This window comes from Brevundimonas sp. UBA2503 (assembly GCF_002341485.1).
In the GTDB taxonomy this organism is placed as follows: Bacteria; Pseudomonadota; Alphaproteobacteria; order Caulobacterales; family Caulobacteraceae; genus Brevundimonas; species Brevundimonas halotolerans.
This window is the reverse complement of record NZ_DDOD01000013.1, coordinates 1-14,260: the sequence shown is the minus strand read 5'-3', so window position 1 is coordinate 14,260 and position 14,260 is coordinate 1. Positions and strand designations below refer to the sequence as shown.

The following is a 14,260-nucleotide window of genomic DNA, read 5'->3' as shown; positions in this document are numbered from 1 at the left end:
TGGCATGAACCGTCGCAGCCTCCTGATCCGGACAGGTGTGGTCGCCGGCGCCCTTGGGGGCGGCTGGTGGCTGAAGGAGAATGTTCTGTGGAGCGCGCCGGGTCTGGCCTTCACCCAGGGCACGATCACGCCCTGGATCGACTTTGCCGCCCGGGTGCTCAGCCCGACGATCCCGGTCCGCATCGCCGGACAGACGGTCAATGCCTTGATCGACAGCGGTGCGCAGTATTCGGTGATCGACCGGGGTTTTCATACCGCCATCGAGGCCGAGCTGGGCCCGCGGCCACTGTTCGACATTCCGCTGGTGGCCTACGGCGTCGGCGGCCGGCCCCAAATGGGCAAGGGCGTGCGGCTGGACATGGCGATGGACGGCCTGTCCCTCAGCGGCCTGCGCTGCGCCATCCTCGATCTCGGCCCGCTGGCGGACGAGGAGGGCCTGTCCGCCCCGCTGATCCTGGGGCAGGACCTGCTGAAACTGCTGGCGCTTGAGGTCGATCTGGTCGAGCGCCGCATGCGGCTGATGGACCGTCAGGCCGTCGTCCACGACGCGCGCTGGAGCCGGGTGGCCGTGCGTCGGCGCGGCACCGCCCTGGTCACCCCGGTCGAGGTCGAGGGCCATACGCTGGACGCCGTGGTCGACACCGGGGCCTCGTCCATCCTCAGCCTCAGCCAGCCCGCCGCCGAGGCTGCCGGCATCCTCGACGGGCGCCCGGCCGGGACCGGCGAAAGTCTGGTGCTGGGCGGACAGATCACCGCTGACATCCTGACGATCGCGCGGCTGCGGGCCGTGGGCCGCACCTTCCGCGAGGTCGATGTGCCGGTCTATGGCGCGGTTGGTATGCCGGGCGTCCCGGCGGCCCTGCTCGGCATGGCCGCCTTCCGTGATCAGGGCCTGCTGCTCGATATCGGCGGCGGCGCCCTGTACCGCTCCGTCCAGCTGGATCTCACGGTGGTGTCGTAGTCCCGTCTAATACCCCCGGAAGGTGTCACAGGCCGCCGGGTCGCCGGTCTCATAGCCGCGCGTCAGCCATTCGACCCGCTGCTCCGACGATCCATGGGTAAAGCTGTCGGGCGAAACGCGACCCCCTCCGCGTTGCTGCAGGGCATCGTCGCCGATGGCGGCGGCCGTCTTCAGCCCCTCTTCCAGATCACCGGGCCGCAGCGCCACCTCGCCGCCCGACAGGCGCGCGGCATTGGCCGCCCAGACCCCGGCATAGCAGTCGGCCTGCAGCTCCAGCGCCACGGAAAAGCGGTTGGCCTCGGCCTGGCTGGTGGCCTGCGCCTGCGCCCGCCGCACATCGCCGGAGGCCCCCGTCAGGGTCTGGATGTGGTGGCCGAACTCATGGGCGATCACATAGGCCTTGGCGAAGTCCGCGCCCGAGGCGCCCAGCTGGGTCTGCATCTGCTGCCAGAAGCCCAGGTCCAGATAGACGGTCTGGTCTGCCGGACAATAGAACGGCCCCATGGCCGCCTGACCATAGCCGCAGCCCGTGCCAGTCCCGACCTCGTACAGGACCACGGTCGGCGCGCGGTAGCCCATCAGCAGGTCCGACCAGACGGCATTCACATTGCCGCCGATCACATCGACGAACAGGCCCGCATCATCCTCGGGCGTGCCGCGCTCACCCTCGGCCTGACTGCCTGCCACGCCCAACTGGGTCGCCAGCTGGGCCGTGGTTTCGGGCGAGATGCCAAAGACCAGATAGCCGATGGCCGCCAGCACCATGACGCCCAGCCCGCCCCCGGCGATGCCGCCCGCGCCCATGCCCCGACGGTCCTGAATTCCGCCGCCGCCGCGTTGTCCGCCTCTCCAGCGCATGATGCCCTCCCTCGATGTCCCGAAACCAGCTTAACGGCGAACGCCGGTCGGGCGAAAGGGATGCGTGAGAAGGGGCCGAAAGCCTCAGTCGTCGCCGTCCAGCCAGCGGTCGATCCCGCCGGTGCGCGCCTCGACCTCCTCGCGGCGGGCGCGGGCGCTGGCCGGTGTGCCAGGAGGCCCGGCCACGGGCGGTGTCAGCGCCGGGGTCTGCCGCTGGCGTTCCAGATCGGCGAGCACGCGCGCGGCCTCGGCCCGGCCCCGCTCGGCCTCGGCCTGACGCAGGTCGGCCCCGGCCCGCTGACGATCGATCTCATAGCAATGCCGCTCGGCCGCATAGCCTCCCGGCGGCGGCAGGGCGCCCGCACGCGGCGGCGGTGCAACATAGGGCGGCGGCAGGCTCTGCGCCTCCGCCGCCGTGGCTCCGGCCAGGGCCAGGCCAGCGACAAGACCGGACAGGATCAGGGGGCGGGTCATAGGGGGAAAGATAGGGCGGGTGGCGGAGCGGGCCAAGCGGGGCCTTATCCGGGGGGCTGCGGGAGCCTCAGCGAAGACTCGCCACGTCTGCTTTTGAGCTCGCCGCCCTCAGCACCTCGGCATAGCCCCCTGCCACCTCCATCCGCTCGCCCTCGGGCCGGGCGTGGACGGCGCGGTGCAGGGCGGGCAGCTTCCAGCAGGGCACGTGCATGAACAGGTGGTGTTCGGCGTGGAAATTGACCCAGTAGGGGGCGATGAAGGCGCGCTCCAGCCAGTTGGCCCGGGTCGTGCGGGCGGCCCGAAACGCATCCTCGGCCGAGTCCTCGACACAGGCGTGTTCGGCGATGTTGCGGATACGGGTGACCATCGGAAACCAGGTCGCCATCGGCAGCAGCCACAGGGCGAACCAGGCCCACCAGACGCCCGCCGCCGCGAACCCCGCCAGCAGCGCCAGGTTGAACAGCAGGAACGGCAGGACCGACCGGCCGGTGACAATCGCCTCATAGGCATGATCGTCGGTCGCCCTGTTTGTTGCGCTAACGCTCGGCTCGCGGAGCCCCGCTGCTTCAGCGCGGGCCGCCAGCGGCAGCAGCACCCTCTGCTTGAAAAAGGTCTGGCCGGTCAGGTCGCGGATCAGCTTGCGCCGCAGCGAGGCGGGGCTGACGGGGAAGGGGGCCGACAGGATCAGGTCCGGGTCCTCGGTCTGCTGGGCAAAGCGGTGGTGCGACAGATGATAGGGGCGATAGTTGTTGAGCGACGCCCCGACCGGCACGGCGCAAAGCCAATGCCCGAGAAAATCGTTGAGCCTTAAATTGCGCGACAGCCCGCCATGCGCCGCCTCATGCATCAATATGGCCAGCCCCAGCTGGCGCGTGCCGATGATCATGACGCTGAGCGGGATCAGCCAGGGGATCCAGATCCCCAGCGCCACCGCCAGCGCAATCACACCCCAGCAATGCAGCACCAGCAGCGGCCCGGCCACGGCACTGCGCGACTGGAACGGCGCCCAGTCCTCGGGCGCGAACAACTGTTGCGGAGCAATGCGCGGAGCAGCGGGCATGGCCCCAGTCTACCGTCCTTTTCGACAACGGACAAAAGGCGTGAGCCTAGTCAGGCGATCCTGACGAAAAGTCAGGTTGACATGACACGAGAGCGGTGTAAGGTCCTCCTTACATTCAGTCAGGAGGACGTGACATGACATCTGCAGCCAAGGCCTACACCTTTCGAACCGTATTCTTCATGCTGGGCTATGTCGTCGCCCTGGTGCTGGCCGTGGGTGGCGCGCTGGACACCATCGGCGGCGTCAGCGGCTGGGTCCTGGCGGCGGCGGTCGCGGCGCCCGTCGCGGGGCAGATCTGGGCGACGCTGGTCTTCATCCGCGACAGCGACGAATTCGTCGCCGGCGTCACCGCCAAGCGCTTCATCCTCGCCGCCGGCATGACCTTCGCCCTCAGCGTCTTCTGGGGCTTCGCCGAGAAGTTCGCCGAGGCGCCGCACATCGAGGGCTGGTGGGTCTATGTCGTCTTCTGGGCGCTGATGGGCTTCATGCCGGTGTTCATCCGGAGCAGCCGCTGATGAAGAACCGCCTCAAACTGCTGCGCGTCGAGCGCGGCTGGACCCAGGAACAGCTGGGCCAGGAACTGGGGGTCTCGCGTCAGGCGGTCAATGCGCTCGAGACCGAAAAGCATGACCCCTCACTCGACCTCGCCTATCGCATCGCCGTGGTGTTTGACCGCCCGGTAGAAGACATCTTCGAAAATCCGCACGCCTGATCGTCAGGCCCAATCCAAGGACATTTCCCATGTTGCATCTTCGTCCCTTCCTGGGGCGCTCGGTTCTGCGCGCCCTGTTCCTCGCCTCGGCCCTGCTGCTGGCCGGCGGCATCCTCAGCCTGATTGTGACGCGTCCGGCCCTGGCCCAGAGCGCGCCGACCTTCACCTCGGACCGGCTGTCGGTCGAGGTGCTGGGCTCAGGCCCCGACGTCATCTTCATCCCAGGCTATGCCTCCTCGCGGGAGGTCTGGCGGGCCGAGGCCGAGCGCCTGTCCACCACCCACCGCGTCCACATGGTGCAGCTGGCCGGCTTTGCCGGCGAGCCCTGGGTCCACGGCGACGGCCCGTTCGTCCAGCCGGTGATCGACGACCTGGCCCGCTATATCGATGAGGCAGGCCTGCGGGACCCCGCCGTCATCGGCCACTCCATGGGCGGGATGAGCGCCCTGATGCTGGCCCAGCAATATCCCGCCCTCGTCGGCAAGGTGATGAGCGTCGACAGCCTGCCCTTCTTCTCGGCTCTGTTCGGCCCGCAGGTCACGGTCGACACGGCCCGCCCGTTTGCGGAACAGGCCGCCGCCGGAACCCTCGCCGCCGACGACGCCACCTTCCGTGCCAACCAGACCCAGGGCGCCGCCGGCTATGTCAACGACCCCGCCACGCGCGTCGCCATGGTCGAATGGGGCATGGCCTCGGACCGTCAGGCGCTGGCGACCGCGATCAAGGAGGTGATGCTGACCGACCTCCGCCCCGCACTGCCCGCCATGACCACCCCGGTCTGGGCCGTCTATGCGGCGGATGCCAACGGCGGCGCGTCGCCCGCCATGGCCGACGCCCTGTGGCAGCGCGAATATACCACCCTTCCGGGCGTGGAGCTGATCCGGGTCGATGACAGCCGCCACTTCATCATGGCCGACCAGCCGGAGCGGTTCAGCGAGATCGTCGACCGCTTCCTCGCGGAATAGTCAGGTGCGTCAGCGCGGCGTGACGTCCCCCGTCCGCCGCGGCTGGCCCGCGAACTCTCCGGCATAGGCCGTGGCGATCGTGCTCTTGAAGGCAGTCTGCGGGATGGCGATCTCATAGCCGCCCTCGACGCCCGGCCCGACCTGATAGGGCCCGATCAGAAAGATCAGCCCCCCGGCCTTGCCCGCCTGATCCCCCGGCGCCAGCACAAAGGGCGTCTCGCCCGCCCGGGGACAGGCCCAGCCATCGCGCCCCTCCAGCGTCAGGGTCCGGGCATCCGGCACCCGCGCGCGGCGGGCGGCATTGACGGCGGTGCACAGGGCCTGGTCCAGCGCCGTCAGGTCCGCCCCTTTCCGGAACAGCTCCGGCGCCCCGATCACGCGCTTCAGCGACCGGTCCCAGACAATGCCCGTCGTCAGGGTATTGGGGTGGGCCCCACCGGAATAGTCAAAGGCCTCGCGGCGCAGGCTGAACAGGCGGTCGGTCTGGCCGGCGACCGTGACCGTGACCGTCTTTTCAAACGGCGGCATGCCCTCATCGCCCTCGGCCTCGGTGCGGGCGGCCAGCGCCCCCTCCTCGAACTGGCGAAGGTTGCGGACCTCTTCGGCATAGGTCCGGGCATGCAGGTCGGGCTCTGCCTTGATCCCCTCGGGCAGGGTCAGCGAGACGGTGGCGTGCTCGGTCTTGTCGGCAAAGCTCAGATTCGACGGCGAGGCCGCCGGGGTCTCCTGCGCGGGCGTGTCGGCTTCGGTCGCCACCTCGGCTGGGGCGGCCTCGTCGCCGTCGCGGTTACAGGCGGCCAGCGCCAGCGGCATCGCCAGCAGGATCAGCGACAGTCGGAGGGTCTGGGTCGGGGAGGGACGCATGGAAAACTCCTGGGTTCGCCCCAGTCTAGCCCCCGATCGGGACCGCCCCAAGGCCCAGCGCGATCAACAACAGCACACCGGCCTCGCGGTTGGACTTGAATAGCGTCAGCGCCCCTTGCGGATCGTCGGCCCGGACATTGCGCACCTGCCAGACCAGGTGCGCGCAAAAGGCCAGCCAGCCGACCCAGAACAGCGGCGACAACCCGCCCACCGCCGCCGCGCCCGCTGAAAGGATCGCCGCCAGCAGATAGAAGAAGGCCACGCCGTCGCGCACCTTTCCGCCCAGCCGCCGCGCCGAGGACTTCACCCCCGCCAGCGCATCGTCCTCGATGTCCTGCAGGGCGTAGATGGTGTCATAGCCCAGCGTCCAGAACACCCCGCTGAAGTAGAGGAGGAGGGCGGCCGAAGTGAGGGTTCCGTGAGCCAGTACCCAATCGCTGTGCGCGTTATAGATTGAGAGCAAGGTCGTGTCGGACTGGTGCTCGAACCACCACAGTCCGAGGCCATAACCCCCCGTCGCCGCTGCAAACCCCATCAGCGCCCCCCAGTTGAAGGTCAGGCCCAGCCAGGCCTGGGGCCACCAGGTGATGCGCTTCATGAAGGGATAGGCCGCCACCAGCGCCAGCGACGCCACGCCCAGCAGCACCGCCGTCAGGTTCAAGGTCAGCAGGATCAGCAGGCTGATCAGGCCGCAACCGATCACAAACGCCCACGCTCCTTTCACCGATATCTGGCCCGAGGCGACCGGCCGTGCCGCCGTGCGCGCCACCTTCGCGTCGATGTCGCGGTCGACGATGTCGTTGAAGGCACAGCCCGCTGCCCGCATCAGACAGGCGCCGATGGCAAAGGCGATCACCAGCCACGCGAGCGCTAACGCCGGTGCATCCGGCTCCAGCGACGCGACCGCCAGCATGATCCCCTGCCAGCCCGGCAGCAGCAGCAGCCAGATGCCGACCGGCCGGTCGAACCGGCCCAGCTTCAGCCATGGCTTCAGCCCCTCGGGCGCATGGCGGTCGACCCAGTTCTGGCCGGCGTCGGGAAGCGGAGCGGTCATCCCCCCTGATAGCGCCTTCCCGGCCCCGATGAGAAGGGATAGAGGGCGCCATGATCCGCGCCCCGGCTCCTGTCGTCGCCCTCACCCGCCATGCGGTCTTTCCGCTGGCGGTGCTGGTGCTGGCGGCCATGGTGCTGGGGCTGGCCCCCATCCTCGTGCGGCTGACCGAGACAGGCCCGGCGGCGGCGGGCTTCTGGCGGTTCCTGTTCGCCCTGCCCCTGTTGACCCTGCTGACCGCGACGCAGAGAAGCGGAGAGGGTCGGGGGCTGGGCCCCCCGTCGCGCTGGATGCTGCTGGCCGGGCTGTTCTTCGTGCTGGACCTGGCCTTTTGGCACTACGGCATCGTCATGACCTCGGTCGCCAATGCGACGGTCCTCTGCAACCTCACCCCCGTGGTCGTGACCCTGTTCGCCTGGATCGTCTGGAAACAGCGCCCGGGCCGCAGCTTCGTTCTGGCGCTCGCGCTGGCCGTCGCCGGCGCCTTCGCCATGGCCGCCGGGGCCGACGGCGGGCAGGGCACCAACCCCCTGCTCGGCGACCTGTTCTCCCTGTCGGTGGCCGTCTGGTACGCCGCCTATTTCCTCGCGGTAAAGGCCGCGCGGCGCACCGCCGGCGCGCTCAGGGTGACGTTCTGGGCGACGCTGGTCGGCACGCCCCTGTTGCTCGTCATCGCCCTGGCGCTGGGCGAGGACATCATTCCCGCGGGTCCGGGCGGCTGGATGGCCTGCGCCGGTCTGGGCCTGATGCATGTGGTGGGGCAGGGCGGCGTCGCCTGGGCGCTGGGGCGGCTGCCGGCCTCGGTCACCGCCGTCACCATTCTGATCCAGCCGGTGGTCGCGGCCCTGCTGGGCTGGTGGATCTTCGCCGAGGCCCTGACGCCGGTGCAGGCCATCGGCGGCGTGCTGGTGCTGATCGGCGTCGTCCTGGCCCAGCGCGCCAGCCGCCTCGTCCCGCCCGCCGGTCCCGTCATGGTGCCGGTGCAGACTGCGGACGGTCCCCGGAATTGAAACGGGCGCGGACCCCGAAGAGTCCGCGCCCGCAAAGGTCTGTAACCTCAGTCGCTCCTAGAGGAGCTTGAGGCCAACCGCCGAGGTCTTGCCGCGCTGGGATTCCAGCTCGTATTCGACCTTGGCATTGTCATCCAGGCCCGTCAGGCCGGCTTGTTGAACTGCGGTGACGTGAACGAACACGTCGCTGCCGCCGCCATCAGGCTGGATGAAACCGTACCCCTTGGTGGGGTTGAACCATTTGACCGTACCGGTCGCCATAATGCGTCTCCGTAAACGCGCTTTCCAGGCGGACCCCCTGTTGGGAGCCCGTCAACCCGTCTGGATAAAGCTCGTTCAGGCGAAGGAGCGACCCGCGGCTTTGGACACCGCGCAAATCCGGGCTGCGAAAGCGTTGTCTCGCGTCAGGGGCTTTTGGTCAACCGGAATTGATTCGCCCGACAGGGGAGCCGGTCAGGCACACAGGCCCCGGGGCGCCCCGTCCAGATGCAGGTGGTCGCGGTGCGCCTCGTTGTAATCGGGCGTCAGAACCGTCGAGAACACGCGGCAGGCTCCATCGCGCAGACGCTTCAGGAAGGGGCGGGCGTCGGGCCCGGCGGGCCCGGTCCCGCGCCAGTCCGAGGCGATGCTGACCACCCGACCGTCCTCCAGCCGGATGGCCGAGACATCCAGTGCATTGGCCCGGGCGTGCTCGCTGGGGCGGGCGTTGACGTCGTCCTTGCCGTAGATGCGGCGACAGGAATAGGAGCCATAGTTCTGCACGCTGGCCACCTCGCTGCCGAAGATCTCACGCGCAGCTGGGCGCAGCACCTGCCGGTCCCAGATCACATAGCGCACCGCCAGCGGGCACTGCATCACCAGCCCGCCGGGGGCCAGCGGCGTGACGTCGCCGCCGGTGATCCGCACCGCACCCTTGACCACACAGAAGCCGCCATCATCCCGGTCCGCCGCGCGCTCAACCTCGACCCCGGCGTCGCGCAGCACCTGCATACAGGCCTCGGTCACGCCCCGGATCTCCTCGGGCGCGGCGACCCGCGAAATCTCGAAATCATCGACCTTGGCCGCCGTCGCCTGACCGATCGGGCGGTTCAGATCCAGCGGCTTCCACGGCAGATCCTGCGGCGGAGCAAAGACGTTCAGCATGGCAAAGGCGGCGCACAGGCCCAGCGCCGCCTCCCACAACAGGTTCCAGAAGTCGGCCAGATCGCGCTTCATGCAGTCCTACTAGACGACCCCGCCGGCTTCGGCGACCAGAAGTCCCCGGATCGTCGCCTCGACCAGCATGGGGCAGGCCCGGGCGCCGGCGGTGCCGTCATTGCTGACGACAATCAGGGCAAGCCCCTTGGCGGGGGCAACCACGGCGGTGGCATACCAGGCCGTATTGGAGCCGTCGTGGGCCAGGACCGGTCCGGGCCCCTCGCTGTCTTTCCCCGCCCAGGGCTGCTCCAGCACGATCCAGCCGCAGGCATAGGGCGGCGGCGAGGTCGTCACTGGCGTGGTCAGCACCTCGACCGAGGCCGGCGTCAGCAGATCGCTGCCGTCGTTCAGGAACACCGACAGGAACCGGGCATAGTCGCTCATCGTCATATGGACGGTGCCCGCCGGGCCGAGCGCCTGCGGATTGTCGGCACCGGGGTGTGACGGCGGCAGAGACAGGTCCTGGCCGGCGTATTCGCGATGCCCCCACGGCGCGGGTTCGGGTGGCGGGCCAAAGCCCGCGGAGGCGAGCTCAAGCGGGGCGAAGACCTGCTCGCGCATGACCGTTTCCCAGTCCTTGCCCGTAATCGCCTCGATCACCGCACCGACCAGCACATAGTTGGCATTGCCGTACTCGAACTCGCCCGGCGTACCGTCCGGCGGCACCGACAGCGCCTTGTCGGCGATGGCCCGGCGCTGTTCGGGCAGGCTGGCGGGATCCGCCCGCGCGGTCATCAGCCACGCCTGTCCCATGACATCCACGTCCTTCAGGCCTGCCCGGTGGTGTATGAAGTCGATCACCCGGGTCTCCGCCCAGGCCGTGTGGTGATTGCCGGGCAGGGCCTCGACGATCTTCAGGTCCCAGGCGGCGCGCCCCTGTTCGACCAGACGGGCGAAGACGGCGGCGGTCATGGCCTTGGTGTTCGACCCCAGATGCCAGGCGTCGGTGATCCGGACCGGCTCGCTGCCCTCCTTCTGGCGCAGACCGCGCACGCCCGCGGCCACGACACCCTCGCGCGAGATCAGGGTCGCCCCCAGCCCGACCGGCGCGGCCGCCTCGAACACCCGGTCCAGCGCCGCCTGCAGCACCTCATCCGGCGTTCGCGCCGTCGCCGGTGCCGACAGACCGACGGCCGGTGTTGCGGCCATGGCGGTCAGGATCATGCGTCGGTCGAGGATCATCTTTATCTCCGATCAGTCGGGGAAGCCCAGTCGGACCCTGAGGTCGGCGGGCAAGGTGCCACCCGCCCGGATCTGGGCCAGGGTCACGGCCCCGTCCCGCTTGGCAAACCGCTTGCCGTTCTCGTCCAGTAACAGCGGATGATGACGGTATATCGGCGTCGGCAACTGCAACAGGGCCTGAAGGACACGCTGGATCGACGTCATGGGGATCAGGTCCTCGCCCCGGATCACATGGGTGATCCCCTGCGCCGCATCGTCGATGACCGAGGCAATCACATAGCCCGCGCCGATGTCCTTTCGCCCCATGACCATATCGCCCAGCGCCTCGGGCCGGGCGCTGTGGGCGCCGGGCTCGACGCCCTCTTCGGTCCAGCCCAGCCGCGACAGGTCGCCCAGCTGCGCCCGGGCCCGGTCCAGCGACAGCCGCCAGGCAAAGGCCTCTCCCGCCTCCAGCCGTCGCGCCTCCTCGTCAGGGACGTGGGGCCCCCCGGTAAAGGCCGCCGGGTCTGTCGGATCGTCGGCGTGCGGCGCGACCCCCGCCAGCGCCAGCCGCTCCTTCCGTGTGCGGAAACAGCGGTATAGCAGCCCCTGATCGCGTAGCGTCTCCAGCGCCCGATCATAATCCGCCCTGTGCTCCGACTGGTGGCGAACCGGCGTCTCCCAGTCCAGACCCAGCCAGGCCAGATCCTCGAAGACGGCCTCGGTGTAGTCGGACCGGCAGCGGGTGAAATCCGTGTCCTCGATCCGCAGCAGGAACCGGCCCCCGGCCGTACGTGCCGCCGTCCACGCCGTCAGCGCCGAAAAGGCATGGCCCATGTGCAGCAGGCCGGTGGGCGAGGGGGCAAAGCGCGTGACCAGCGTCATGCCTGTCCCGCTCGCGGATTCCGGCTCCCATGGCCGGATTCAGGGGTGATAACAGGGCTAACTTCGGCCAGACTGGGCATGGGCCGACCCTAGAATGCGGTCCGGACCCTGTCGACCAAGGCCAAGCATGCCGACCGCCCCCACCGCCGACCACATCCTGACCGCCAGGCGGGCGCTGGTCGCCGCCGACCCGATGCTGGTGCGCGTGGTCGATGCCGTGCCGCCCTTCGAATGGCGCCTGCGCACCGGTGGCTTCGAAGGCCTGTTCCGCATGATCGTCGAGCAACAGGTGTCGGTGGCCGCCGCCGCCTCCATCTGGCGCCGCGTGGGTGAGAGGCTTGGTGAGATCACGCCCCAATCGGTGCTGGCCCACTCGACCGACGAACTCCGCGCCTTTGGCCTGTCCGGACAAAAGGCCCGCTATGGCCACGAGATCGCCCGCGCCCATACCGAAGGCCGCATTGACTTCGACCATCTGGAACAGCTGGACGACGCCGAGGCCATCGCCGCCCTGACCGCCATCAAGGGCGTCGGCCTGTGGACCGCCGAGACCTTCCTGATGTTCTGCGAGGGCCGCACCGATGTCTTCCCGGGCGGCGACGTTGCCTTACAGGAAGCCATGCGTTGGGCCGATGGAATCGAGATACGGCCCACCCAGAAACAGGCCTATGCGCGGGCCGAGGTCTGGCGTCCGCACCGTTCGGTGGCGGCGCATCTGCTGTGGAGCTGGTATGGTGCAGTCAAGCGCGGTGAGATTTCGCTGGAGGACGCCCGATGATTGAAGCCCCGATCCTTCAGACCCTCAGCGAACCGCTCCTGCCGAACCTCTATCTGCTGGACTATGCCGGGGTGGCCGTGTTCGCCGCGACGGGGGCGCTGGCCGCGGCGCGGGAAAAGCATGATCTGGTCACCCTCGGCTTCTTTGCCGCCATCACCGGGGTCGGCGGCGGCACCCTGCGCGATGTCATGCTGGATGTACCGGTCTTCTGGGTGATCGACTGGAAATATATCGCGGTCTGCCTGCTGGCGGCGTTGGGCGTCTGGGTGATCGGCCGGCCCGAGTGGCGCTTCCGCGCCCTGCTGTGGCTGGATGCCATCGGGCTCGCCGCCTATGGCGTGATGGGCGCCGCCAAGGCCGAGGCGCTGGGCGCCAGCCCCCTGATCTGCATCGTCATGGGCACGGTCACCGCCTGTTTCGGAGGTATCGTCCGGGATCTTCTCGCGGGCCAGCCGTCGATCCTGCTGCGGCGGGAGATCACGGTCACCGCGGCCATTCTTGCGGCGGTCGCCTATGTCGCGTTCAAGCTGCTGGGGCTCGGCAATGTCGCCGCGGCCCTGCTGGCCATGCCGCTGGGGTTTGCCCTGCGCGCCGGGGCCCTCGCCTGGGGCTGGAGCCTGCCGTCCTTCCCGGCCCGGGTCCGCGCCCCCTAAGGCCCCGCCCGCGACTTCACGGAACCGACATGTCTTCGTCATGGCGGTCGTGTCGAATCGACGATAAGCTTTCCTCATCAGCGTGGAGGAAGTCGTCTTCAGTCCGGTCGCTTATGCATATTCCGTGCGGAACGGAGGGGGATGATGTCCCGCTCCCTGACTGCTCTTTCCGGTGCCGCCCTGGCTGAGGTCCAGCCCGGCCGCATGACGGCGCCGCGCACCCCCTCCGGCTGGCCGGCCCTGGTGCTGAACGCCGACTTCCGGCCTCTGTCCTATTACCCGCTGTCGATCTGGCCCTGGCAGGATGTGGTCAAGGCCGTCTGGCAGGACCGCGTCGATGTGGTCTCCGTCTATGACAAAGTGGTCCGCAGCCCGTCGATGGAGTTCCAGCTGCCCAGTGTGGTGTCGCTGAAGACCTATATCGATCAGGACCGTTCGCCCGCCTTCACCCGCTTCAATGTCTTCCTGCGTGACGGCTTTACCTGCCAGTACTGCGGCCATGCGGGGGAACTGACCTTTGACCATGTGGTGCCCCGCTCCCACGGCGGTCGCACGACCTGGGAGAATATCGTCGCCGCCTGCCCGCCCTGTAACCTCCGAAAGGGCGGCCGCACACCGGCCCAGGCAGCCATGCCGATCCGCCACGCGCCCCGGCGCCCGAATGCGTGGCAGCTTCAGGACGCCGGTCGGCGCTTCCCGCCCGACTATCTGCACAACAGCTGGCTCGACTACCTCTACTGGGACATCGAGCTGGAACCATAGCGGCCACGGTCTGTTGCGGACGCGTGCTTTGCCTTAGTGAGCGCGGACCGGCGGCCCATTCGGGCGGCCCCTGTCGGACCCCTTCATGAAGCTGCGCATACGTTCCGAACTGACCTACCGCTTCGAGGCGCCGACGGATGCCATCTATCTGATCCAGGCCGCCCGCTGGCCGGGTCAGACCATTCTGGAAGAGCGGCTGGAAGGCCCCCCGGGCGTCGAGCTGGTCGCCCACACCACGCCGGATTATGGCTCCCGCACCCTGCGCGCCTGCCTGTCCGGCGATGTCTGCCTGATGTACGAGGCCGTGATCGACAACGGCACCCTCAAGCGTCTGCCGCCGACGGCGCATCAGCACAGCTGGACCGAGCTGCCAGGCGAAACCCTGACCTATCTGTGGCCCAGTCGCTATTGCCCCTCGGATGGCTTTGAGCGGTTTGTCGGCAATCAGTGGTCCGAGGCGGGCGGGGCCCAGGTGCTGGCGATCCTCGACTGGATCAAGGCCAATATCGCCTATACCCACGGCGTCTCCACGCCCCAGACGACGGCGGCCGACACCTTCCTCGACCGGGCCGGGGTATGTCGCGACTTCACCCATCTGGGCATGGCCATGTGCCGGGCCTCCGGCATTCCGGCGCGCGCCGTCAGCGCCTATGCCCTCGACCTTGACCCGCCCGACTTCCATGCGGTGTTCGAGGTCTATCTGTCGGGCGGCTGGTGGCTCGTCGACCCGACGGGCCTCGCCCCCGTCGAGGGTCTGGTGCGGATCGCCAGCGGTCGTGACGCCGTCGACATCGCCTTCCTGTCGACCAACGGCCCGTGCCAGATGCTCAAACAGTCCGTCATCGTTGAGCGGGTCTAGGTTCTGGACT

At 68.8% G+C, this 14,260-nt stretch carries 18 protein-coding genes; 9 read left to right on the top strand and 9 right to left on the bottom strand.

Going from position 1 to position 14,260, the window contains the following annotated elements:
* Positions 1 to 4: 4 nt before the first annotated feature.
* The gene (locus tag B4K74_RS06730; RefSeq protein WP_286692290.1) at positions 5 to 961 is read left to right on the top strand and encodes an aspartyl protease family protein; all 957 of its coding nucleotides are present in this window, start codon (positions 5 to 7) and stop codon (positions 959 to 961) included.
* 6 nt (positions 962 to 967) lie between these two features.
* Here B4K74_RS06730 and B4K74_RS06725 read toward each other — a convergent pair whose 3' ends face one another.
* The 3 genes from B4K74_RS06725 to B4K74_RS06715 all read right to left on the bottom strand — a co-directional run bounded on the left by B4K74_RS06725 (position 968) and on the right by B4K74_RS06715 (position 3,353).
* Positions 968 to 1,819 (bottom strand): KPN_02809 family neutral zinc metallopeptidase, encoded by an 852-nt coding sequence (locus B4K74_RS06725; protein ID WP_286692289.1) that lies wholly within the window; start codon positions 1,817 to 1,819, stop codon positions 968 to 970.
* 84 nt (positions 1,820 to 1,903) lie between these two features.
* On the bottom strand, positions 1,904 to 2,293 hold the full coding sequence (locus B4K74_RS06720; protein ID WP_286692288.1) for a hypothetical protein: 390 nt from the start codon (positions 2,291 to 2,293) through the stop codon (positions 1,904 to 1,906).
* A 67-nt stretch (positions 2,294 to 2,360) separates the two neighbouring features.
* A complete protein-coding gene (locus B4K74_RS06715) occupies positions 2,361 to 3,353 on the bottom strand; it encodes a fatty acid desaturase family protein (protein ID WP_286692287.1) in 993 nt (330 codons plus the stop codon).
* Positions 3,354 to 3,487: 134 nt separating this feature from the next.
* Between B4K74_RS06715 and B4K74_RS06710 the strand changes: the two genes are divergently transcribed.
* Genes B4K74_RS06710 through B4K74_RS06700 form a run of 3 tightly spaced genes read left to right on the top strand, consistent with a single transcriptional unit; the run spans position 3,488 to position 5,030 of the window.
* A complete protein-coding gene (locus tag B4K74_RS06710) occupies positions 3,488 to 3,868 on the top strand; it encodes a hypothetical protein (RefSeq protein WP_286692286.1) in 381 nt (126 codons plus the stop codon).
* Positions 3,868 to 4,065, top strand: coding sequence for a helix-turn-helix transcriptional regulator (locus B4K74_RS06705; protein ID WP_123287885.1), 198 nt, complete (start codon positions 3,868 to 3,870; stop codon positions 4,063 to 4,065). Before B4K74_RS06710 ends, B4K74_RS06705 begins: the two co-directional genes overlap by 1 nt.
* Positions 4,066 to 4,094: 29 nt before the next feature.
* Positions 4,095 to 5,030: an alpha/beta fold hydrolase gene (locus tag B4K74_RS06700; RefSeq protein ID WP_286692285.1), complete on the top strand. Its 936-nt coding sequence runs from the start codon at positions 4,095 to 4,097 to the stop codon at positions 5,028 to 5,030.
* A gap of 9 nt (positions 5,031 to 5,039) precedes the next feature.
* Here the strand turns inward: B4K74_RS06700 and B4K74_RS06695 are convergent, their stop codons facing one another.
* Together B4K74_RS06695 and B4K74_RS06690 are read right to left on the bottom strand one after the other, a co-directional pair.
* The gene (locus tag B4K74_RS06695; protein ID WP_286692284.1) at positions 5,040 to 5,894 is read right to left on the bottom strand and encodes a DUF3298 and DUF4163 domain-containing protein; all 855 of its coding nucleotides are present in this window, start codon (positions 5,892 to 5,894) and stop codon (positions 5,040 to 5,042) included.
* Positions 5,895 to 5,919: 25 nt separating this feature from the next.
* Complete coding sequence (locus B4K74_RS06690) at positions 5,920 to 6,948, bottom strand: UbiA family prenyltransferase (RefSeq protein WP_286692283.1); 1,029 nt, start codon at positions 6,946 to 6,948, stop codon at positions 5,920 to 5,922.
* 50 nt (positions 6,949 to 6,998) lie between these two features.
* Between B4K74_RS06690 and B4K74_RS06685 the strand changes: the two genes are divergently transcribed.
* Positions 6,999 to 7,955, top strand: a complete 957-nt coding sequence (locus B4K74_RS06685; protein ID WP_286692282.1) for a DMT family transporter — start codon at positions 6,999 to 7,001, stop codon at positions 7,953 to 7,955.
* Between the two features lie 57 nt (positions 7,956 to 8,012).
* Here the strand turns inward: B4K74_RS06685 and B4K74_RS06680 are convergent, their stop codons facing one another.
* The 4 genes from B4K74_RS06680 to gluQRS form a co-directional block, all read right to left on the bottom strand.
* Complete coding sequence (locus B4K74_RS06680; protein WP_123287890.1) at positions 8,013 to 8,216, bottom strand: cold-shock protein; 204 nt, start codon at positions 8,214 to 8,216, stop codon at positions 8,013 to 8,015.
* A gap of 192 nt (positions 8,217 to 8,408) precedes the next feature.
* Positions 8,409 to 9,170 carry an extensin family protein gene (locus tag B4K74_RS06675; RefSeq protein ID WP_286692281.1) on the bottom strand — a complete coding sequence of 254 codons (762 nt, stop codon included), beginning with the start codon at positions 9,168 to 9,170 and terminating at the stop codon, positions 8,409 to 8,411.
* 9 nt (positions 9,171 to 9,179) lie between these two features.
* Complete coding sequence (locus B4K74_RS06670) at positions 9,180 to 10,334, bottom strand: serine hydrolase domain-containing protein (RefSeq protein WP_286692280.1); 1,155 nt, start codon at positions 10,332 to 10,334, stop codon at positions 9,180 to 9,182.
* Between the two features lie 12 nt (positions 10,335 to 10,346).
* Entirely contained in the window at positions 10,347 to 11,198 is an 852-nt protein-coding gene (gluQRS, locus tag B4K74_RS06665; RefSeq protein WP_286692279.1) for a tRNA glutamyl-Q(34) synthetase GluQRS, read from the bottom strand.
* 127 nt (positions 11,199 to 11,325) lie between these two features.
* Here gluQRS and B4K74_RS06660 point away from each other — a divergent pair, with 127 nt between their 5' ends.
* The 4 genes from B4K74_RS06660 to B4K74_RS06645 all read left to right on the top strand — a co-directional run bounded on the left by B4K74_RS06660 (position 11,326) and on the right by B4K74_RS06645 (position 14,250).
* Complete coding sequence (locus tag B4K74_RS06660) at positions 11,326 to 11,976, top strand: DNA-3-methyladenine glycosylase family protein (protein WP_286692278.1); 651 nt, start codon at positions 11,326 to 11,328, stop codon at positions 11,974 to 11,976.
* Positions 11,973 to 12,629, top strand: a complete 657-nt coding sequence (locus B4K74_RS06655) for a trimeric intracellular cation channel family protein (RefSeq protein WP_123287895.1) — start codon at positions 11,973 to 11,975, stop codon at positions 12,627 to 12,629. Before B4K74_RS06660 ends, B4K74_RS06655 begins: the two co-directional genes overlap by 4 nt.
* A 204-nt stretch (positions 12,630 to 12,833) precedes the next feature.
* Complete coding sequence (locus tag B4K74_RS06650; protein ID WP_286692347.1) at positions 12,834 to 13,391, top strand: HNH endonuclease; 558 nt, start codon at positions 12,834 to 12,836, stop codon at positions 13,389 to 13,391.
* An 85-nt stretch (positions 13,392 to 13,476) separates the two neighbouring features.
* Entirely contained in the window at positions 13,477 to 14,250 is a 774-nt protein-coding gene (locus tag B4K74_RS06645) for a transglutaminase-like domain-containing protein (RefSeq protein WP_286692277.1), read from the top strand.
* The last annotated feature ends 10 nt before the right edge of the window (positions 14,251 to 14,260 follow it).

Excerpts from the sequence above, each read along its gene's own strand:
- B4K74_RS06690 (WP_286692283.1), bottom strand. The coding sequence starts at position 6,948 with ATGACCGCTCCGCTTCCCGACGCCGGCCAGAACTGGGTCGACCGCCAT.
- B4K74_RS06680 (WP_123287890.1), bottom strand. The coding sequence starts at position 8,216 with ATGGCGACCGGTACGGTCAAATGGTTCAACCCCACCAAGGGGTACGGT.
- B4K74_RS06710 (WP_286692286.1), top strand. The coding sequence starts at position 3,488 with ATGACATCTGCAGCCAAGGCCTACACCTTTCGAACCGTATTCTTCATG.
- B4K74_RS06655 (WP_123287895.1), top strand. The coding sequence starts at position 11,973 with ATGATTGAAGCCCCGATCCTTCAGACCCTCAGCGAACCGCTCCTGCCG.
- B4K74_RS06695 (WP_286692284.1), bottom strand. The coding sequence starts at position 5,894 with ATGCGTCCCTCCCCGACCCAGACCCTCCGACTGTCGCTGATCCTGCTG.
- B4K74_RS06650 (WP_286692347.1), top strand. The coding sequence starts at position 12,834 with ATGACGGCGCCGCGCACCCCCTCCGGCTGGCCGGCCCTGGTGCTGAAC.
- B4K74_RS06730 (WP_286692290.1), top strand. The coding sequence starts at position 5 with ATGAACCGTCGCAGCCTCCTGATCCGGACAGGTGTGGTCGCCGGCGCC.
- B4K74_RS06725 (WP_286692289.1), bottom strand. The coding sequence starts at position 1,819 with ATGCGCTGGAGAGGCGGACAACGCGGCGGCGGCGGAATTCAGGACCGT.
- gluQRS (WP_286692279.1), bottom strand. The coding sequence starts at position 11,198 with ATGACGCTGGTCACGCGCTTTGCCCCCTCGCCCACCGGCCTGCTGCAC.
- B4K74_RS06715 (WP_286692287.1), bottom strand. The coding sequence starts at position 3,353 with ATGCCCGCTGCTCCGCGCATTGCTCCGCAACAGTTGTTCGCGCCCGAG.
- B4K74_RS06705 (WP_123287885.1), top strand. The coding sequence starts at position 3,868 with ATGAAGAACCGCCTCAAACTGCTGCGCGTCGAGCGCGGCTGGACCCAG.
- B4K74_RS06660 (WP_286692278.1), top strand. The coding sequence starts at position 11,326 with ATGCCGACCGCCCCCACCGCCGACCACATCCTGACCGCCAGGCGGGCG.
- B4K74_RS06700 (WP_286692285.1), top strand. The coding sequence starts at position 4,095 with ATGTTGCATCTTCGTCCCTTCCTGGGGCGCTCGGTTCTGCGCGCCCTG.
- B4K74_RS06720 (WP_286692288.1), bottom strand. The coding sequence starts at position 2,293 with ATGACCCGCCCCCTGATCCTGTCCGGTCTTGTCGCTGGCCTGGCCCTG.
- B4K74_RS06675 (WP_286692281.1), bottom strand. The coding sequence starts at position 9,170 with ATGAAGCGCGATCTGGCCGACTTCTGGAACCTGTTGTGGGAGGCGGCG.
- B4K74_RS06645 (WP_286692277.1), top strand. The coding sequence starts at position 13,477 with ATGAAGCTGCGCATACGTTCCGAACTGACCTACCGCTTCGAGGCGCCG.
- B4K74_RS06685 (WP_286692282.1), top strand. The coding sequence starts at position 6,999 with ATGATCCGCGCCCCGGCTCCTGTCGTCGCCCTCACCCGCCATGCGGTC.
- B4K74_RS06670 (WP_286692280.1), bottom strand. The coding sequence starts at position 10,334 with ATGATCCTCGACCGACGCATGATCCTGACCGCCATGGCCGCAACACCG.